This window comes from Streptomyces sp. NPDC004327 (genome assembly GCF_042873935.1).
Classification (GTDB): domain Bacteria; phylum Actinomycetota; class Actinomycetes; order Streptomycetales; family Streptomycetaceae; genus Streptomyces.
The window spans coordinates 295,635-315,380 of sequence record NZ_JBIAME010000011.1 but is presented as its reverse complement, the minus strand read 5'-3'; the positions used below and the strand labels follow the sequence as shown (position 1 = coordinate 315,380).

Sequence of the window (19,746 nt, the reverse complement as noted above, 5' to 3'; positions counted from 1 at the left end):
CCCGCGTGCGGCGTTCAGCGGCCTTGGCCGCGGCCGTCGCCCTCGCCCTGGCCACGACATGGGGGACCGCGACCCCCGCCGCCGCGCACCGCGACGGCTGCCATCGCTGGCACTCCTGCCCGTCCGACACCGGCTCGTACGTCTGCGGAGACACCGGGCATTTCAACGAGTGCGGCTACACCTCGCTGCCCGGCTCCGGATCGGACTCCGGTTCGGGCTCCGGATCCGGTTCCGGGAACTCGGAGCCGTACGACCTCGATCCGCCCGCCACCCCGACCGTCAAGGACCCCGCCGCGGGCCCGGGCGGCCGGGTGACCCTCACCGTCACCGCCGAACGCGGCTCGCGGATCGAGGTGCACGACACGAGCGGCGACGTCGTCGCCAAGGCCACCGCCACCGGATCCGCCCAGCGGATCGCCTTCACCGCGGCGGACGGTGAGCACAGCTACTCGGTGGTGGCGGTCGACCGGGCCGACAACACCAGCGAAGCCACCCCGGAGTTCACGCTCAGCACGGACGCGGCCAAGCCGGCGGCCGAGGCGCTGACCGCGGCCCCCGTCGACGCCACGACCGCGGCGGTCTCCGTGTCGTTCACCGCCGAGCCCGGGGCCTCGTACGAGCTGGCGGCCGAAGGGCGCGGCGGCAAGGTGGCCGGGACCGTCGAAGCCGGCGGATCGGTGCGTCAGGAGCTGTGGCTGCCCGACGGGACGCACCGCATCACCGCCACCGTCCGGGACGCGGCGGGGAACACGACGGTCCTCACCACGCAGGCCACCGTCGGCCTGGCCGCCTTCCAGCCCCGGATCGGCCACGACCCGGCGTACCGCACCCGCACCCCCGCTCTGCGGATCACCGGACCGCGCGGTGCCAAGGGCACCCTCTCCGTCGCCGGAACCCGCCACGGCATCGCCCTCGACACCTACGGGCAGGCCACCGTGCCGCTCACCCTGTCCGACGGCTCCTACACGGCCGAGCTCGCGCTGACCGATCCCTTCGGCCGCCGCGGCGAGGCGCGCTCGACGGGCTTCACCGTCGACACGAGGCCGCCGGCGCTCACGCTCGGGTACGACGGCGACCGGGCCCGCTACGGCGAGGCCGTGCTGCTCCTCGAAGGCGAGAAGGGTGCCGCCGCCGTCATCACGAGCCCCGGCGGCACGCCTCGGCGCACCACGCTCACCGGCGCGCGGCAGACCGTGGCCCTGCGTCTGCCGCAGGGCACGCACACCATCACCGTCACGGCCACCGACGCGGTCGGCAACGCCACCCGCAGGACCGTCGGCCTCCGGCTGTCCGACGAGTGGACGGCCGGCGAGATCTGGCGGGCGCTGCTCTGGTGGCTCGGCGTCATCGCCGCGCTGGCCGTCGCCGGCCTGCTCCTGTGGCGCAGGCGCCGCCCGCTCATCGTCTGGTGGGCGCGCCGGCGTGAGGCCGTGCGGGTCGCCGCCGAGCGGAGGGCCGCCCACGCGCGCGAACAGGCCGGGCGCCGGGCCAGGGAGACCTACGAGACCGACCTCGCGGGCTGGCGGCGCGAACGCGACCGGCTCGCCGGGCTGCGCGACCTCGCGGAGAACCCGCCCGCCGTCGAGTACGCCGGCGCGGACTTCCGCTGGGGACGGCGCAAGGCCGGCGAGAAGGTGCATCTGGTGACCACCGCCACCCTGGTGGAGGTCCGCACCCGCCAGGGCGTCAGCCACACGGAGCGGACCGAGGCCGGCGAGATCGCCGTCACCGACCAGCGCGTGTTGTTCCTCGGCCCCGCCAAACGGCGCGAGTGGGACTACGGCCGATGGCTCGGCCACGACCACGACGCCCGGGCGAGCCAGACGCTGATCATGGTGAGCAACCGGCAGAAGACGTCGGGCGTGGCCTATCCGGCCGCCGACGCCGACCGGATCCGGCTGGTGATCGACCTCGCCCTGGCGAGGTCGCGCGGCGAGCGCTCCGGCCTCGCCGAAGCGGCGCGCCGGCGACTGACCGAGCACGAACGGCTCAGGCCCGTCGCACCCGTAGGGGTCTGACCCCGGCCGGGAGCGCCGAGGCCGGGGCGAGCCCTGAAGGGGGTGCCCGGGCGGCGACGACGCGGGGACCCCGGCCATCCGGCGCCGCCGGCCCGGGCTCCCCCGCGCGGCCCGCCCGCGCCCGTGTCCCCCTCGTGCGCCGTCCCCGGGGCGGCGGTCGTCGTCTAGGCTCCCGGAGCGGAACCGCGGGCGCACAGCGTGGTGCTTCCGCTCCGCTCCGTCACGGCCTGCGAAGGTGGAACACGTGAAGGCAATCCGTCGATTCACCGTGCGTCCCGTCCTCCCCGACACCCTTCGACCCCTCGCCGACCTGGCGCGCAACCTGCGCTGGTCCTGGCACGAACCCACCCGTGAACTCTTCGAGACCGTCGCCGTCGACGGCGACGGCGCCGACCCGGTAGGGGTGCTCGGGCGCCTCGACGCCGGGCGGCTCGGCGCGCTCGCCGGCGATGCCGGGTTCCTGGCCCGGCTGGATGCCGCGGCCGCGGAGCTCGACCGGTATCTGACCGAACCGCGCTGGTACCAGCGGCAGTCCGAGGCGGCCGGGCTGCCCGCCTCGATCGCGTACTTCTCGCCCGAGTTCGGCGTCGCCGCCGCGCTGCCGCAGTACTCCGGCGGCCTCGGCATCCTCGCCGGCGACCACCTCAAGGCCGCGAGCGACCTCGGTGTGCCGCTCGTCGGTGTCGGGCTGCTCTACCGGCACGGCTACTTCCGGCAGTCGCTCTCCCGCGACGGCTGGCAGCAGGAGCACTACCCGGTCCTCGATCCCGGCGAGCTGCCCGTCACCCTGCTCCGCGAGGCCGACGGCAGCCCCGCCCGGGTCAGCCTCGCCCTGCCCGGCGGGCGCAGCCTGCACGCGCACCTCTGGCTCGCGCAGGTCGGCCGGGTGCCGCTGCTCATGCTCGACTCGGACGTCGAGGAGAACGCGCCCGGCGAACGCGAGGTCACCGACCGGCTCTACGGCGGCGGCAGCGAGCACCGGCTGCTCCAGGAGATGCTCCTCGGCATCGGCGGCGTGCGCGCGGTCCGCACGTACTGCCGGCTCACCGGCACGCCCGCGCCCGAGGTCTTCCACACCAACGAGGGCCACGCCGGCTTCCTCGGCCTCGAACGCATCCGCGAACTCGGCGGCGAGGGAATCGACTTCGACGCGGCCCTCGAAGTCGTCCGGGCCGGCACCGTGTTCACCACCCACACCCCCGTGCCCGCCGGCATCGACCGCTTCGACCGGGCCCTCGTCGCCCGCCACCTCGGCGAGGACGGCGCGCTGCCCGGCGTCGACACCGGCCGGATCCTCGCCCTCGGCGACGAGACCTCGCTCGGCGGCGAGCCCGGCGTCTTCAACATGGCGTACATGGGGCTGCGGCTCGCCCAGCGCGCCAACGGCGTCTCCACCCTCCACGGCGCCGTCAGCCGCGCCATGTTCGCCGGCCTGTGGCCCGGCTTCGACGCCGACGAGACCCCGCTCACCTCCGTCACCAACGGCGTCCACGCCCCCACCTGGACCGCCCCCGAGGTCGCCCGGCTGGGCGCCGACGCGAGCGACCGCGAGCTGTGGAAGCTGCGCCGGACCCTGCGCGAGCGGCTCGTCACCGACGTACGGCGACGCCTGCGGGCCTCCTGGCGGCAGCGCGGTGCGGCCGGCGCCGAACTCGGCTGGACCGACTCCGTCCTCGACCCCGACGTCCTCACCATCGGCTTCGCCCGCCGCGTCCCCTCGTACAAGCGGCTCACCCTGATGCTCCGCGACAAGGACCGGCTGCGGGCGCTGCTGCTGCACCCCGAACGGCCGGTGCAGCTGGTCGTCGCCGGCAAGGCGCACCCGGCGGACGACGGCGGCAAGCAGCTCGTGCAGGAGCTGGTGCGGTTCGCCGACGACCCGCGGGTGCGGCACCGGATCGTCTTCCTGCCCGACTACGGCATGGAGATGGCCCGCGGCCTCTACCCCGGCTGCGACGTGTGGCTCAACAACCCGCTGCGCCCCCTGGAGGCGTGCGGCACCAGCGGGATGAAGGCGGCGCTCAACGGCTGTCTCAACCTGTCCGTCCTGGACGGCTGGTGGGACGAGTGGTACGAGCCGGACTTCGGCTGGGCCATCCCCACCGCCGACGGGGCCGCCGCGCTCGACGAGGAGCGCCGCGACGACCTGGAGGCCGCCGCGCTCTACGAGCTGATCGAGCGCCGGGTCGCGCCGCGCTTCTACGACCGCGGCGCGGACGGCGTGCCGGCCGGCTGGACCGCGATGGTCCGGCGCACCCTCGCCGACCTCGGGCCCAAGGTGCTCGCCGACCGGATGGTCCGGGAGTACGTGGAGCGGCTGTACGCCCCCGCGGCCACCGCCCACCGTGCCCTCGGCCCGGCCGCGGCCCGCGAACTCGCCGCCTGGAAGGCCCGGGTGCGCGCGGCCTGGCCCAAGGTCTCCGTCGACCACGTGGAGGTCGGCGACGACCTCGCCGACGCCGAGCTGGGCGCGACCCCGGCGGTCCGGGTCCGCGTCACCCTCGGCGAGCTCGGTCCCGACGACGTCGAGGTCCAGGCCGTCACGGGCCGCGTCGACGCCGACGACCGGCTCCTCGACCCGCGTACCAGCATCCTGAAGCCCGCGGCCGGCCCCGACCTGGAAGGCCGCCTCCCCTACGCCGGTGCGCTCTCGCTCGACCGCACGGGCCCCTTCGGCTGCACGGTCCGCGTCCTGCCCGCCCACCGGCTCCTGGCCCACCCGGCCGAACTGGGCCTGGTGGCCCTGCCGACGGAGACGACGGGGGCGGGAGCGGGGGTGCTGCTGCGCTGACCCGTCGCCCCGGCACCCGTTCCCTACGGCACCCGCGCCCGCCCCTCCGGCCCCGCCCCGTTCCCTACGGCACCCGCGCCCTCGCCGCCAGGCGTCCGTCGACGTAGCACAACCGGTAGACCGGGATCGCCGCCAGCAGCGTCGAGCGGTAGTAGAGGCACTCGTCCATGCCGGGCGGTTCGGCGGGGGTGCGGGCCGGGCGGCCGTCGAGGTGGCGGTCGGGGAGGCGGGTGGCGGTTTCGGCGCGGGTCTGGCCGAGGCGCAGGCGGGCGTAGTCCTCCGCCTCCAGATAGGTCTGGTGCTGGGTGTACAGGGCGACGCCCGCCATCAGCAGGCCCAGCGCGGCGAGCAGGGCCAGCGGGATCCAGATGGCGCGGGCGAGGCCCTGGCGGACCTGGCGGCGGGCCAGGTCCAGTTCGCGTGCCGAGCGGGGCGCGGCGGCGCGGGGCGCGGGTGACCGCAGCGGGAGCACGGCCTCGACGGCGAAGCCCCCGTCCGCCCCGGACTCGTGCCGCAGCGTCCCGCCCGCGAGGCGGACCCGTTCGTCCAGGCCGACGAGCCCGGTGCGGCCGGAGGCGAGGCCCGACGGGGAGGTGTCCGGGCCCGCGGGAGCGTTGGCCACCCGGACGCGGATCCGGCGGGCGTCGCGTTCGACGGCCACGGACACCGGCGCGCCGGGCGCGTGCTTGGCCGCGTTGGTGAGGGCCTCCTGGACGACGCGGTGGAGGGCGCGTCCGGTCATGCCGGCGGACGGCGGGGCGGGCGCCGCGTCCGCGGCGGCGTCGGTGAGGGTGACGGTCATGCCGGAGGCGCGGGCGCGGGCGACGAGGTCGGCGACCGTCTCGTCCGGCGGGGCGACGGGAGCGTCGTCGCCGTCCTCGCGCAGCACGCCGATGATGTCGCGGAGCCGCGCGGTCGCGTCGGCGGCCGCGCCGCGCAGTTCGCCGGCGGCCCGCTGCTGGGCCGGGCCGAGCGCCGGGTCGAGTTCGAGGGCGCCGGCGCGCAGCGCGATGAGTGCCAGGGCGTGGCCGAGCGAGTCGTGCATGTCGCCGGCGATCCGGGAGCGTTCGCGCAGCCGCTCGCGGTCGGCGACGGCGGCCTGTTCGCGTTCCATGCGGTCGGCCAGTTCCCAGCCGCTGCGCACCAGCCGGTCGTACTGCCGTACGTAACGCCCGATCAGCCAGGGCGCGACGACCGCGAGCGCCGTCGACAGCAGCAGCGCGAACCAGTGCGCCAGCGTGTCGCCGGTCGCCACGACGAGCCCGAGCCCGGCGGCCGGCACGCCCGCGAACAGCCACAGCGCGGGCCGGGTCCGCTCCGCCCGGCGGCCGGCGAGATAGCCGAAGGCGACGAGCGCGAGCACGTACGCGGGCGTGAAGAGACCGGGCCCGGAGGCGAACGAGACGATCACGGTGAGCGCGAGCGGCACCACCGGCCACCGCCGGGCGAGCGCCACGCACACGGCGAGCAGCGCCACGCCGATCGCGACCCTGGTCCACGAGCCGCCGTCGTCCGGGTCGGACTTGAGCAGGACGGGGACGCAGAGGAGCACCCACAGCGCGACGTCGAAGGCCCGCTCGAAGGCCCGCTCGGAGCGCCGCTCCGGCACTGGCACCCGCCCGGGCTCCTGTCCGCGACCTCCCCCGAAAGCCCGCTCGTCGCCCGCGCCGCTCGCCCGCGCCTCAGGCATCCGGCACCAGTCCGGCCTCGTACGCGAGGATCGCGAGCCGTACCCGATTGCGCAGTCCGAGTCTTCCCAGGACCGCGCTCACGTGCGCCTTGACCGTCGCCTCGACGACGTGCAGGCGTTCGGCGATCTCCTGGTTGGAGAGTCCCGCGCCGACGAGCGCGACGACCTCGCGCTCCCGTCCGGTCAGCGGGGCGAGCCGGGCGCGGGCGTCGGCGGCGCGGGTGAAGCGGGCGCTGCCGAGGGTGTCGATGACGCGGCGGGCGACGACGGGGGAGAGGAAGGCGGCTCCCTCGGCGACGGCCCTGACGCCGGCGATCAGTTCGCGCGGGTCGCCGGACTTCAGCAGGAAGCCGCTGACCCCGCTGCCCAGCGCCCGTTCGACGTACGCGTCCTCGGAGAAGGTGGTGAGCATGACGAGCCCGGCGTCGGGGGCGACCCGGCGCAGTTCCTCCGCGGCGCCGAGTCCGTCGAGCCGCGGCATCCGGATGTCGAGGAGGACGACGTCGGGCCGGTGGAGGAGCGCGAGTTCGACGGCCTGGTGGCCGTCGCCGGCCTCGGCGACCACCTCGATCCCGGGGTCGGTGTCGAGGATCGCCCGTACCCCGGCCCTGATCATCGTCTCGTCGTCGGCCAGCAGCACCCTGATCATCGGGCCAGCCTACGCAAACGGCCGACGGCCCCCGGGGTGTCTCCACCCCGGGGGCCGTCGGTCGGATTCAGCTCAGCTCTTCAGCGGCTTTCCCGGGTTTACGGGAAGGTCAGCTTGAAGTCGTTGATCGTGCCGGTGTCGAGCGACGCCTTGTCCTGGACACGGAGCTTCCAGACGCCGTTGGCGACCTCGGAGGAGGCGTTCACGGTGTAGGTCTGGTTGATGTCGTGCGTGCTGGAGCCGGTCCGGTTGTGCAGGTTGTAGACCGAGCCGTCGGGCGCGATGAGGTCGACGATCAGGTCACCGATCCAGGTGTGGCTGATGTTCACGCCGACCTGGAGGTTGCTGGGCGCGTTGCCCGTGATGCCGGAGACGGTCACCGACGAGGTGACGGCCGGGCCGTTGTCCGGGATGGCGACCGGGGTGCTGTTGTCGAAGACCGTGCCGCCGGGGTTGCCGCCACCGCCGGGACGGGTGCCGACGTTGATGGCGGCCCAGGCGTTCTGGACGGCCAGGACCTCGGGGCTGTTCGCGCCGTAGAGGTCGGTGGCCGCGGCGACCGTGCCGGTGCGGGCGCCCGCGTAGTTGGTGTTGGAGCTGAACTTGGTGCTCAGCGCCTTGTACCAGATCAGCGCGGCCTTGTCGCGGCCGATGCCGGTGACGGGCAGGCCGTCGGAGGTCGGCGAGTTGTAGCTCACGCCGTTGACGACCTTCGCGCCGCTGCCCTCGGACAGCAGGTAGAAGAAGTGGTTGGCCGGGCCCGAGGAGTAGTGGACGTCGATGCTGCCGATGCCCGAGTACCACGAGTCCTTGGAGCCGCCGTCCTTGCTCGGCTTGTCCATGTAACGCAGCGGGGTGCCGTTGCCGTTGATGTCGATCTTCTCGCCGACGAGGTAGTCGCCCGGGTCGGACGGGTTGTTGGCGTAGAACTCGACGGCCGACGACATGATGTCCGAGGTGGCCTCGTTGAGGCCGCCGGACTCGCCGCTGTAGACCAGGCCCGCGGTGTTGGAGGTGACGCCGTGCGTCATCTCGTGCGCGGCCACGTCGATCGAGGTGAGCGGGTGGGTGTTGCTGGTGCCGTCACCGTAGGTCATGCAGAAGCAGGAGTCGTCCCAGAACGCGTTGACGTACGCGCTGCCGTAGTGGACGCGGGAGTACGCGCCGACGCCGTCACCGCGGATGCCGGTGCGGCCCTGCACGTTCTTGTAGTAGTCCCAGGTGAGCGCGGCACCGTAGTGCGCGTCGGCGCCGGCGGTCTCCTTGTTGGAGGCCAGGCCGTTGCCCCACGTGTCCGTGGTGTTGGAGAACAGCGTGCCGGTGCCGGAGCTGCCGCCGTTGAGGTTGTACGTCTTGTGGTTGCCGCGCGTCGTGTCCGTGAGGGTGTACGACGGGGCGGTGCCGAGGGTGACCTGACCGCTGTACATCGTGTTGCCGATGCCGGTCTCGATGGCCTGCCACTCGTACAGCTTGGCGCCGGACTTGGCGTCCGTGATGACGTGCAGCCGGCTCGGGGTGCCGTCGTCCTGGAAACCGCCGACGACGGTCTCGTAGGCGAGGACGGGCGTGCCGTTGGCGGCCCAGACGACCTTGCGCGGGGCGCGGTCGGCCTTGGGGGACTTGGCGCCCTCGGCGTTCGCGCGGCCGAGCGCCTGCTTCGTGGCGCTGGCCGGGGCGATGGTGGCTGCGGCCGTGTCGACCTTGTTGATGTCGGCGCGGTTGGCCTTGATGACACCGGTCTGGGCGCCGGCCTTGGTCTCGTCGACGATCAGGTCGCCACCGAGGACCGGGAGGCCGTCCAGGGTGCGCTCGTAGCGCGTGTGGGTGGAGCCGTCGCGGTCCTGGACGACGTCGCGGACGACCAGCTTCTCCTGGGCACCGAGACCGAGGCGCTTCGCCGTGGCGGCGGTGTCGGCCTGCGCGGCCTTGATCAGCGCGGCGCGCTGGGCCGGGGAGAGGTCGGCCGGCAGCTTGCCGGGGTTGGCGTTGTGAGCGGCCTGCGCCTTGGGGGCGACGCCCCAGTTGCCGCCTTCGGCGGTGGCGGTGCCGGTCTGGACGCCGACGGCGATCATGGCGGCGGCAGCGATCAGGGCGCCGGTCGCGGTGGCGCGACGGCTGGGCGTGGTTCTCACGCAGACTCCTTTTGCGAGGGGGGTTCCGGAGGGCTGGGTGGGGCCAACCGGGCGGAGCAAACAGAGCTGTGGAGCACGTTCGGGTGAATCAGTGAACGTTGGTTCGCATGAAGCTTTGGAGAGATTGGCAGCCCTGGCGGGTACCTGTCAGGAGCGCGTCAACAACTTGGCCAGAAATCGTCCGTTGCCCGTACGTCGCTGTTCGTTAAGCGGACGTTTCGGCAATCGGAACGAAGGTGTCGTACGGTGCCTTCCGCCGCGCGGGTACGGGGTTTCTGCCCCGGTCCGGCGCCACGCGCGAGCAACATCCAGGGCCCGTGGCGGGCCGGAAAAAGGTCGTGGCGCGTTCCCTACCGTCCGCCATGCGGACACCCCCCGCGAGGCCCGTCCGGCCCGCGGTCAGCCCACCAGGCTGTCCCGCCAGGCCCGGTGCAGACCCGCGTACCGGCCCTCGCCGCCCACCAGTTCGGCCGGCGAGCCGTCCTCGACCACCCGGCCCGCCTCCATCACCAGGACCCGGTCGGCGACCTCCACCGTGGAGAGCCGGTGCGCGATCACCACCGCCGTACGGCCCGCGAGCACCGTGTCCATCGCCCGCTGCACCGCCCGCTCGCCCGGCACGTCGAGCGAGCTCGTCGCCTCGTCCAGGATCAGCACCGCCGGATCCGCCAGCAACGCCCGGGCGAACGCCACCAGTTGCCGCTGACCGGCCGAGATGCGGCCGCCGCGCTTGCGCACGTCGGTGTCGTAGCCGTCCGGCAGGCCCACGATGAAGTCGTGCGCGCCGATCGCCTTCGCCGCCTGCTCGATCTCCGCGCGGGTCGCGTCGGGCCGGCCGATCGCGATGTTCTCCGCGACCGTCCCCGAGAACAGGAACGCCTCCTGCGTCACCATCACCACACCGCGCCGCAGCTCCGGCGTGGCCAGATCGCGCAGGTCCACCCCGTCCAGGAGCACCCGGCCCTCGGTCGGGTCGTAGAAGCGGGCGAGCAGCTTCGCCAGCGTCGACTTGCCCGCGCCCGTCGCGCCGACCACGGCGACCGTCTGGCCGGCCGGGATCGTCAGCTCGAAGCGCGGCAGCACCTCGCCGCCGGTCCGGTACGCGAACCGCACGCCCTCGAAGACCACCTCGCGCCCCGGCGCCGAGCCCGTCCGGGCCGGCAGCTCGCGCGGCGCGGCCGCCTCCGGGACGCCCGGCTCCTGCGCGAGCAGCCCGGCGATCTTGGCGAGCGAGGCCGCCGCCGACTCGTAGGAGTTGAGGAACATGCCGAGCCGGTCGATCGGGTCGTAGAGCCGCCGCACGTACAGCACCGCCGCCGCGAGCACGCCGAGCTCCAGCGAACCGTGCGCCACCCGCCACGCGCCCCACAGACACATTCCGGCCACCGCCGTGTTGGCCACCAGTCGGGAGCCGACGACATAGCGGGCCATTTCGAGGAGCGCGTCGCCGTTGCTGCGCTCGTGGCGCCGGTTCAGGACCGCGAACTCGGCGTCGTTGACCGCCTCCCGGCGGAACGCCCGCACCGGCCGGATCCCGTTCATCGTCTCCGCGAACTTCACGATCGCCCCGGCGGCCGCCGTCGACCGCTCCGCGAACACCACGGCCGAGCGGCGCCGGTAGATCCGCACGAGCAGGTACAGCGGCCCGAACGACGCCACCGCGACCGCGCCGATGCCCAGGTCCAGCCAGAGCAGCATCACCGAGATCGCCACGAAGGACAAGGCGACGCCGATGAGCTCCTGGAGCCCCTCGGAGAGCAGCTCGCGCAGCGACTCCACGTCCGTGGTGGAGCGGGAGATCAGCCGGCCCGAGGTGTAGCGCTCGTGGAAGTCGACGCTCAGCACCTGCGCGTGCCGGAAGATCCGCCCGCGCAGATCGAGCAGCACGTCCTGGTTGACCCGGGCCGCGACCCGTATGAAGGCGTACTGCAGCGCCCCGCCGAGCGCCGCGCACAGCAGATACCCGGCCGCGACCGCGATCAGCGGCCCGTGCTCCCCGGCCCGGAACGCCGGCACGCCCCGGTCCAGCGCGTACGCCACGATCAGCGGCCCCGCCTGCAGCGCCGCCTGCTGCACCAGCAGCAGGAGCGCGCCGAGCCCGACCCGCCCCCGGTGCGCGGCGAGCAGCGAGCGCAGCAGCCGCCCGGTGGCGCCGGGCGCGACGGGCAGGTCGTCCTGGTCGAAGGGGTCGGCGGCGGGGGAGGCGGGAGTGGTGGGGTTGGCGGGCGCCTGCGGCGTCCCCGTGCTCGTGTCCGTCATCGGTCCCGGTCCTCCTCGCGCTCGCCGGACATCAGCCAGGCGTACTCGGCGCTGGTGCGCAGCAGTTCGTGGTGGGTGCCGACGGCCGTGATCCGGCCGCCGGACAGCAGGGCGACCCGGTCGGCGAGCAGCACCGTGGACGGGCGGTGGGCGACGACCAGGGCGGTCGTCTCGCGCAGCACCTCCCGCAGGGCCGCCTCGACCCGGGCCTCCGTGTGGACGTCGAGCGCCGACAGCGGGTCGTCCAGGATCAGGAAGCGGGGCCGGCCGACCACCGCGCGGGCCAGCGCGAGCCGCTGCCGCTGGCCGCCGGAGAGGCTCAGGCCCTGCTCGCCGACCTCGGTCGCGGCGCCGGCCGGGAGCCGGTCCACGAAGCCCTCGGCCTGGGCGACGGCGAGCGCGCGCCGCAGCTCGGGCTCGGCGGCGTCCGGGCCGGCGCCCATCAGCACGTTCGCGCCGACGGTCGCCGAGAAGAGCGTCGGCTCCTCGAAGGCCACCGCCACGAGCGAGCGCAGCCGCTCCCGGGGCATCAGCGCGATGTCCTCGCCGTCGAGCAGGATCCGTCCGCCGCCGACCTCGTGCAGCCGCGGTACGAGCGCGGTGAGCGTGGTCTTGCCGGAACCGGTCCCGCCGACGAGCGCCAGCGTCTCGCCGGGCCGGATGTGCAGGTCGACGCCGTCGAGGACGGGCGTGGTGCCGGCCGGGGCGTCCGGGAAGCGGAAGCTGACGTTCTCAAACCGGATGCCGTCCCGCACGCCGTTGCGCAGACCGTCCCGGACACCCTCCCGTACGCCGTCCCGCGCCTCCTCGGGCGCGTCCGCGACCGGGGCGGTCGCCGCGGCGGCGTCCGGATCCGTCTCCTCCGCCGCGTCCATCACCTCGAAGTACCGTTCCGTCGCCGTCGCCGCCTCCTGGCTCATCGCGAGCAGGAAGCCGATCGACTCCACCGGCCAGCGCAGCGCGAGCGCCGTCGACAGGAACGCCACCAGCGTGCCCGCCGACAGCGTCCCGTCCGCCACCTGCACCGTGCCGAGCACCAGCGCCGCGCCCACCGCGAGCTCCGGCAGCAGCGTGATGACCGCCCAGATCCAGGCGAGCATCCGCGCCTTGACCAGCTCCGTGCCGCGCAGCTTCCCGGCCAGTGCCCGGAATGCCTCGGCCTGGCTGCGATGGCGCCCGAAGCCCTTGACGATCCGGATGCCGAGCACGCTCTCCTCGACGACCGTCGTCAGATCGCCCACCTGGTCCTGCGAGCGCCGTGCCACCACCGCGTACCGCCGCTCGAAGACCGAGCAGAGGATCACCAGCGGCACGACCGGGCCGAGCAGCACCAGGCCGAGCGTCCAGTCCTGGGCGAGCAGCAGCGCGTAACCGGCCAGGATCGTCACGCCGTTGACCAGCAGGAAGGTCAGCGGGAAGGCCAGGAACATGCGGACCAGCATCAGGTCCGCCGTCGCGCGCGAGAGCAGCTGGCCGGAGGCCCAGCGGTCGTGGAAGGCGATCGGGAGCCGCTGCAGCCGCCGGTAGAGGTCGGCCCGCATGGTCGCCTCGACGTTGGCCAGCGGCCGGGCCACCAGCCAGCGGCGAACGCCGAAGAGGACGGCCTCGGCCATGCCGAGCAGCAGCAGGTACAGGGCGCCGAACCACACGCCCGTCGTGTCGGCCGCCGCGACCGGGCCGTCGACCAGCCACTTCAGGACGAGCGGGATGACGATGGAGAGCAGCGAGGCGACGACCGCGACGAACGCGGCCGTGAAGAGCCGGGCGCGCACCGGCCGGACGTACGGCCACAGGCGCAGCAGCGTACGGGTGGTGGAGCGGCCCGGGGCCGCTTTACTGGTGGGTACATGTTCTGAGGGCATCAGGCCCGAGCCTAAGGTTCACCCCTGACATCCCTCATGTGGTTTTCCGGCCACCGGCGGCCACCGCGGCCCTGGTCGTAGCCGTCCGTCAACCGATCGGTTGATCGCGGTTCGAGCGCGATGGCCGATACCGCCGGCCGGCCCCGCGGCCGAACCTTGAGTCATGCCCATGATCGAGGTTCAGGACCTGCACAAGGCCTACGGCGAGCGCAAGGCCGCCGACGGCGTGACGTTCACGGTCGAGGAGGGGGAGATCTTCGGAATCCTCGGCCCGAACGGCGCCGGCAAGACCACCACCGTCGAGTGCGTCGCCGGACTGCGCGTCCCCGACGCCGGCACCGTCCGGGTCGCCGGACTCGACCCCGTCGCCCGGCACGCCGAGGTCACCCGGCTGCTCGGCGTCCAGCTCCAGCAGAGCGCGCTGCAGCCCAAGCTGACCGTCCGCGAGGCGCTCGAACTGTACGCGTCCTTCTACGAGCGGCCCGCGGACTGGCGGGAGCTGGCGGAACGGCTCGGCCTCACCGACCAGTTGGACAAGCGGTACGGCAAGCTGTCCGGCGGCCAGCAGCAGCGGCTCTTCATCGCCCTCGCGCTCGTCGGCAACCCGCGCGCGGTGATCCTCGACGAACTCACCACCGGCCTCGACCCGCGCGCCCGCCGCGACACCTGGGCGCTCGTCGAGTCCGTCCGCGACAGCGGCGTCACCGTCCTCCTCGTCACCCACTTCATGGAGGAGGCCCAGCGGCTGTGCGACCGGATCGCCGTCATCGACCGCGGCCGCGTCACCGCCCTCGACACCCCGGCCGGACTCATCCGCAGGGCCGGGGCCGCCAAGTCCGTCTCGTACGAGGACGACGGGCTGATCGGCCGGGCCGAACTCCTCGCCCTGCCCGGCGCCGCCGCCGTCGACGCCCAGGCCGGCCGCACCGTCCTCACCGGCACCGACGCCACCGTCGACGCCTTCGTCCAACTGCTCGCCCGCCGCGGGATCACCGCCCGCGGCCTGCGCGTCACCGACGCGACCCTCGACGACGCCTACCTCGACCTGACCGGAGCCGACCAGTGACCACCACGACGCCCCTGACCACGTCCGCCGCCACCGCCGCCCGGCGCGGCCGCCCCGTGCTCACCCTCCTGCGCACCGAGCTCCGCCTCTTCGCCCGCGAACCCGCCTTCCTCTTCTGGGTACTGGCCGCGCCGACCGTGCTCCTCGTGATCCTGGGCTCCATCCCGTCCTTCCGTGAGCCCTCCGCCGACCTCGGCGGACTGCGCACCGTCGACGTCTACGTCCCCGTCGCCGTGCTCTTCGCGCTGATCACGGCCGGACTCCAGGCCGTGCCGCCGGTCCTCGCCGGCTACCGGGAACGCGGCATCCTGCGCCGCCTGTCCACCACCCCGGTCCGCCCCGGCGCCCTGCTCGCCGCCCAGCTCGCCCTGAACGGGGCCGCGGGGCTCGGCTCCGCGCTGCTCGTCATCGCCGTCGGCCGGCTCGCCTTCGGCGTCGCCCTGCCCGGCAACCTCCCCGGCTACGCCCTCGCCCTGCTCCTCGCCACCGCCGGCAGCCTCGCCCTCGGCGCGACGGTCTGCGCGGTCTCCCGCACCCAGAAGATCGCCCAGGGCATCGGCTCGGCCGTCTACTTCCCCAGCATGTTCACGTCGGGCATCTGGCTGCCGGTCCAGATGATGCCGGATACGCTGCGCGGGATCGTCGAGTTCACCCCGCTCGGCGCGGCCACCAGGGCCCTGTCCGCCGCCGCGTCCGGCGCCTGGCCGGCCTGGACCGCGCTCGGCACGATGGCGCTGTGGGCGGTGCTGCTCACCGGGTCGGCGGTCCGCTGGTTCCGCTGGGAGTGACGTCAAGTGACGTATGTGAGGGGCGATGTGACCACCAGTACCGTGACGTCGGTCGAGGAACGCCGGCGGCAGTTCTTCCGCTGGGCGCCGTACGCGCTGCTCGCCGTCGCCACGGTCCTCGCCCTCGCCACCGCCGAACGGATCACCCCCGGCCCCCTCGCCGCGCTCATCGCCCTCCTCGCCGCGACCCTCGTCCTCCAGCTCTGGTGGACCCGCCGCGAGCGCGCCTTCGCCGCGAGCGAGCCGCCCGCGCAGGACACCCCCGGCGTCGTCCGCATCCCCGGCGCCCCCGGTCCCGCCTCCGTCACGTACTTCGTGCTGCGCACGGCGCTCGGGTTCGCGCTCACCTGGGTGAGCCCGTTCTTCGCCGTCTTCGCCTGCATCGGGTACTTCGACGCCGTCGCCCTGCTGCCGCCCCGCCCCGCGTACACCCGCGCCGGACTCCTCGCCGTGGCGCTGACGCTCGGCGGCTCGCAGTCGGGCGGGCTGCCGCCGCGGTCCGCCGTCCAGTGGGCGGCGTTCGGCGGACTGTTCGCGCTCAACGCCTGCCTCGCCCTCGGCCTCGCCCACCTCGGCGGCAAGGAGATCGAGCGGGCCGCCACGCTCGCCCGCACCAACGCCCGCCTGGAGCAGGCCCTCACCGAGAACGCCGCCCTCCAGGCGCAGCTCCTCGTGCAGGCCCGCGAGGCGGGCGTCGCCGACGAGCGGCGGCGGCTGGCCGCCGAGATCCACGACACCATCGCGCAGGGCCTCACCGGCGTCATCGCCCAGCTCCAGGTCGTCTCCATGACCACCGACCCCGAGCTCGCCCAGGTCCACCTCGGGCGCGCCGCCGACCTCGCCCGGCACAGCCTCGGCGAGGCCCGCCGCTCCGTGCAGAACCTCAGCCCGGTCGCCCTGGAGCACGACTCGCTGCCCGAGGCGCTGAAGAAGACCGTCGCCGCCTGGTCCGAACGCACCGGCATCACCGCCCGGTTCACCGTCACCGGCACCGAGCGGCCGCTGCACGAGGAGATCGCCGCCACCCTGCTGCGGATCGCCCAGGAGGCCCTGGCCAACGCCGAGCGCCACTCCGGCGCCGCCCGCGCCGGCGTCACCCTCTCCTACATGGGCGACGAGATCACCCTCGACGTCCGCGACGACGGCCACGGCTTCGACCCGGCCGCCGTCCCGGCCCGCTCCGGGGCCGGCGGATTCGGCCTCGACGGCATGCGCGCCCGGGCCGAACGGCTCGCCGGCAGCCTCGCGTTGGAGACCGAACCCGGCCATGGCACCGCCATCAGCGCTCGCGTACCGTTGGGGCCCGATGAGCGCCACGACTGAGATCACCCTCCTCCTCGTCGACGACCACCCCGTGGTCCGCGACGGCCTGCGCGGCATGTTCGAAGCCGACCCCGCCTTCCGGGTGCTCGGCGAGGCGTCCAACGGCGTCGAGGGCGTCGCCCTCGCCGAGCGCCTCGACCCGGACGTCGTCCTGATGGACCTGCGGATGCCCGGGGGCGGCGGCGTCGACGCCATCGCCGAGCTGGCCCGGCGCGGCGCCCGCGCCCGGGTCCTCGTCCTCACCACGTACGACACGGACACCGACACCCTGCCCGCCCTGGAGGCCGGCGCCACCGGCTACCTCCTCAAGGACGCCCCGCGCGAGGAGCTGTTCGCCGCCGTCCGGGCCGCCGCCGAGGGCCGCACCGTGCTCTCCCCGGCCGTCGCCGGCCGCCTCGTCACCCGCGTCCGCACCCCCGCCGCGCCGCCCGCCGACGAGTCCCTGTCCGCCCGCGAGCGCGAGGTCCTCGAACTCGTCGCCAAGGGCACGTCCAACCGCGAGATCGCCGCCGAGCTGTTCATCAGCGAGGCCACCGTGAAGACCCATCTCACCCACATCTTCGGCAAGCTGGGCGCCAAGGACCGGGCGGCGGCGGTCGCCGTCGGCTACGAGCGCGGCATCCTCGGCCGGACCGGCTGACGGCGGCTCCCGTCCGCCCTCGCGTAAGATCACACTCCGCGCCGGACGCCTGGGTGCGGGGCGCCCGTCCCGCCGGCACGTACTACACCTACGGCGGCGGCTCCTCCAGCTCCTCCTACACCGGCCCGGACGCCGAGACCGAGGGCGCCTACACCTGCTACGCGCAGCTGTCCTGAACCCCGGCCACCCGCAGCAGCACCACCGACCGCTCCGCCACCGTGACGGCCGACCCGCCCGGGTGCACCGTGCCCGGCGGGCCGGACTGGTCCTCCAGGGCGGTGTCGACGACCAGTTCGTACGACTCCGCCCAGGGCGGGCCAGGCAGCCGGAAGCGCACCGGGCGCGGCCCGGCGTGCAGCACCGCGAGGAAGCTGTCGTCGAGGACCTGCTCGCCGCGGGCGTCCCGGCCCGGTATGTCGCGGCCCGACAGGTACAGGCCGAGCGTGGCGGCGGGCGCGTACCAGTCCCGCTCGGTCATCTCGGCGCCCTCGGCGGTGAACCAGGCCAGGTCCCGCAGCCCGTCCGCGCCCTGCGGCCGGCCGGAGAAGAACGCCCCGCGGCGCAGCACCGGATGCCGGTGGCGCAGCGCGAGCAGCCGCCGGGTCAGCGCGAGCAGCTGGGCCCGGCCCGGCTCCTCGGGCAGCGACCAGTCCAGCCAGCTCGTCTCGTTGTCCTGGCAGTAGGCGTTGTTGTTGCCGCCCTGGGTGCGGCCCATCTCGTCGCCCGCGACCAGCATCGGCACGCCGGTCGACAGCAGCAGCGTCGTCAGCAGGTTGCGGGACTGCCGGCGGCGCAGCGCGCCCACCGCCGGGTCGTCGCTCTCGCCCTCCGCCCCGCAGTTCCAGGACCGGTTGTCGTGGGTGCCGTCCCGGTTGCCCTCGCCGTTGGCCTCGTTGTGCTTGCGCTCGTACGTCACCAGGTCGCGCAGGGTGAAGCCGTCGTGCGCGGTGACGAAGTTGACCGAGGCGTACGGGCGCCGCCCGCCCCACGCGTACAGGTCGCTGGAGCCGGAGAGCCGGTAGCCGAGGTCGCGCACGTCCGGCAGCGCGCCGCGCCAGAAGTCGCGCACGGCGTCCCGGTAGCGGTCGTTCCACTCGGTCCACAGCGGCGGGAAGGCGCCCACCTGGTAGCCGCCGTTGCCGACGTCCCACGGCTCGGCGATCAGCTTCACCCGGCGCAGCACCGGGTCCTGGGCGATGACCGCGAGGAACGGGGAGAGCATGTCGACGTCGTGCATCGACCGCGCGAGGGCCGCGGCCAGGTCGAAGCGGAAGCCGTCCACGCCCATCTCGGTCACCCAGTAGCGCAGGCTGTCGGTGATCAGGCGCAGCACCTGCGGCTGCACCACGTGCAGGGTGTTGCCGCAGCCGGTGTAGTCGGCGTAGCGGCGGGCGTCGGACTGGAGCCGGTAGTAGCCGCGGTTGTCGATGCCCTTCAGGGAGAGCGTCGGGCCCAGCTCGCCGGCCTCCGCCGTGTGGTTGTAGACGACGTCGAGGATCACCTCGATCCCCGCCGCGTGCAGCGCCCGCACCATCCGCTTGAACTCGCCGACCTGCTGGCCGGTGGTGCCGGACGAGGAGTAGCCGGCGTGCGGGGCGAAGTAGCCGATCGAGTTGTAGCCCCAGTAGTTGGCGAGCCCGCGCCGCAGCAGGTGGTCCTCGTGCGCGAACTGGTGCACCGGCAGCAGCTCCACCGCCGTCACCCCGAGCCGTACGAGGTGCTCGACGGCCGCCGGGTGCGCGAGGCCCGCGTAGGTGCCGCGCAGGTGCTCGGGGATGCCCGGGTGCCGCATGGTGAAGCCGCGCACGTGCAGCTCGTAGATGACCGAGTCCGGCCAGGGCGTCTTGGGCCTGCGGTCGTCGGACCAGTCGTCGTCGTCCTGGACGACGACGCCCTTGGGCACGTGCGGGGCGGAGTCCCGCTCGTCGCGGACGGTGTCGGCGACGTGCTGCTGCGGCCAGTCGCGGACGTGGCCGTACACCTCGGGCGGCAGGGTGAAGTCGCCGTCGACGGCGCGCGCGTACGGGTCGAGGAGCAGCTTCGCCGGGTTCCAGCGGGCCCCGGTCCACGGGTCCCAGCGGCCGTGCACCCGGTAGCCGTAGCGCTGCCCGGGGCCGACACCGGGCACGAAGCCGTGCCAGATCTCATGGGTCAGCTCGGCCAGCGGCAGCCGGGTCTCGGTGCCGTCCGAAGCGAACAGGCACAGCTCCACCGCCTCCGCCCCGCCCGCCCACAGCGCGAAGTTGGTGCCCAGGGTCCCGTCGGGCCCGACCCGGACACGGGCCCCCAGCGGCATCGGCGCCCCCGGCCACACCACCGGCGCCAGCGGCTCGTGGGCACGCTGACGCACCGCCTCCTGCTCGGCTGCGCTCGACACCGTCCGGCCTCCCGCGGCTCTCGTACGGCGGAGTGGGCCCGGCCGTCGGGCCACGGCCGGGCCCGCGGCGTCCCGGCCGCGGCTCCCCGTACGTCCTCCCGACTGTTCTGCCCGGTCGGCCCCGCTCCCAACATGACCCGGCCGGACGTTT

Annotated in this window: 13 protein-coding genes; 7 read left to right on the top strand and 6 right to left on the bottom strand. The window is 74.3% G+C overall.

Annotated features, from left to right (window positions below):
- The first annotated feature begins 5 nt into the window (after window positions 1-5).
- Complete coding sequence (locus ACFYU9_RS33130) at window positions 6-2,018, top strand: hypothetical protein (RefSeq protein ID WP_389208716.1); 2,013 nt, start codon at window positions 6-8, stop codon at window positions 2,016-2,018.
- Between the two features lie 244 nt (window positions 2,019-2,262).
- Window positions 2,263-4,809, top strand: a complete 2,547-nt coding sequence (gene glgP, locus ACFYU9_RS33125) for an alpha-glucan family phosphorylase (protein WP_389208718.1) — start codon at window positions 2,263-2,265, stop codon at window positions 4,807-4,809.
- A 64-nt stretch (window positions 4,810-4,873) separates the two neighbouring features.
- On the opposite strand, the gene ACFYU9_RS33120 is transcribed toward glgP, so the two are convergent.
- From ACFYU9_RS33120 to ACFYU9_RS33100, 5 genes are all read right to left on the bottom strand, one after another.
- Window positions 4,874-6,424, bottom strand: a complete 1,551-nt coding sequence (locus ACFYU9_RS33120) for a sensor histidine kinase (RefSeq protein ID WP_389208720.1) — start codon at window positions 6,422-6,424, stop codon at window positions 4,874-4,876.
- A 67-nt stretch (window positions 6,425-6,491) separates the two neighbouring features.
- A complete protein-coding gene (locus tag ACFYU9_RS33115) occupies window positions 6,492-7,148 on the bottom strand; it encodes a response regulator (RefSeq protein WP_389208722.1) in 657 nt (218 codons plus the stop codon).
- A 98-nt stretch (window positions 7,149-7,246) separates the two neighbouring features.
- Window positions 7,247-9,280 (bottom strand): M4 family metallopeptidase, encoded by a 2,034-nt coding sequence (locus ACFYU9_RS33110; RefSeq protein ID WP_389208724.1) that lies wholly within the window; start codon window positions 9,278-9,280, stop codon window positions 7,247-7,249.
- Between the two features lie 399 nt (window positions 9,281-9,679).
- Entirely contained in the window at window positions 9,680-11,539 is a 1,860-nt protein-coding gene (locus tag ACFYU9_RS33105; RefSeq protein WP_389208726.1) for an ABC transporter ATP-binding protein, read from the bottom strand.
- Window positions 11,536-13,401, bottom strand: a complete 1,866-nt coding sequence (locus ACFYU9_RS33100; protein ID WP_389208728.1) for an ABC transporter ATP-binding protein — start codon at window positions 13,399-13,401, stop codon at window positions 11,536-11,538. The genes ACFYU9_RS33105 and ACFYU9_RS33100 overlap by 4 nt, the downstream gene beginning before the upstream one ends.
- A 163-nt stretch (window positions 13,402-13,564) precedes the next feature.
- Between ACFYU9_RS33100 and ACFYU9_RS33095 the strand changes: the two genes are divergently transcribed.
- Genes ACFYU9_RS33095 through ACFYU9_RS33075 form a run of 5 tightly spaced genes read left to right on the top strand, consistent with a single transcriptional unit; the run spans window position 13,565 to window position 17,394 of the window.
- Window positions 13,565-14,467: an ABC transporter ATP-binding protein gene (locus tag ACFYU9_RS33095; protein ID WP_389208730.1), complete on the top strand. Its 903-nt coding sequence runs from the start codon at window positions 13,565-13,567 to the stop codon at window positions 14,465-14,467.
- Between the two features lie 14 nt (window positions 14,468-14,481).
- The gene (locus ACFYU9_RS33090) at window positions 14,482-15,255 is read left to right on the top strand and encodes an ABC transporter permease (protein ID WP_389209210.1); all 774 of its coding nucleotides are present in this window, start codon (window positions 14,482-14,484) and stop codon (window positions 15,253-15,255) included.
- Between the two features lie 27 nt (window positions 15,256-15,282).
- On the top strand, window positions 15,283-16,578 hold the full coding sequence (locus tag ACFYU9_RS33085; RefSeq protein ID WP_389208732.1) for a sensor histidine kinase: 1,296 nt from the start codon (window positions 15,283-15,285) through the stop codon (window positions 16,576-16,578).
- A complete protein-coding gene (locus tag ACFYU9_RS33080; RefSeq protein WP_389208734.1) occupies window positions 16,562-17,218 on the top strand; it encodes a response regulator in 657 nt (218 codons plus the stop codon). The genes ACFYU9_RS33085 and ACFYU9_RS33080 overlap by 17 nt, the downstream gene beginning before the upstream one ends.
- A 53-nt stretch (window positions 17,219-17,271) precedes the next feature.
- Window positions 17,272-17,394 (top strand): hypothetical protein, encoded by a 123-nt coding sequence (locus tag ACFYU9_RS33075; RefSeq protein ID WP_389208736.1) that lies wholly within the window; start codon window positions 17,272-17,274, stop codon window positions 17,392-17,394.
- Here the strand turns inward: ACFYU9_RS33075 and glgX are convergent.
- The gene (gene glgX / locus ACFYU9_RS33070) at window positions 17,376-19,595 is read right to left on the bottom strand and encodes a glycogen debranching protein GlgX (protein ID WP_389208738.1); all 2,220 of its coding nucleotides are present in this window, start codon (window positions 19,593-19,595) and stop codon (window positions 17,376-17,378) included. The two genes, ACFYU9_RS33075 and glgX, sit on opposite strands and share 19 nt — an antisense overlap.
- Between the last annotated feature and the right edge of the window lie 151 nt (window positions 19,596-19,746).

Coding starts and splice junctions, on each gene's coding strand:
- ACFYU9_RS33115 (WP_389208722.1), bottom strand. CDS start 7,148: ATGATCAGGGTGCTGCTGGCCGACGACGAGACGATGATCAGGGCCGGG.
- ACFYU9_RS33105 (WP_389208726.1), bottom strand. CDS start 11,539: ATGACGGACACGAGCACGGGGACGCCGCAGGCGCCCGCCAACCCCACC.
- ACFYU9_RS33100 (WP_389208728.1), bottom strand. CDS start 13,401: ATGCCCTCAGAACATGTACCCACCAGTAAAGCGGCCCCGGGCCGCTCC.
- ACFYU9_RS33095 (WP_389208730.1), top strand. CDS start 13,565: ATGCCCATGATCGAGGTTCAGGACCTGCACAAGGCCTACGGCGAGCGC.
- ACFYU9_RS33080 (WP_389208734.1), top strand. CDS start 16,562: ATGAGCGCCACGACTGAGATCACCCTCCTCCTCGTCGACGACCACCCC.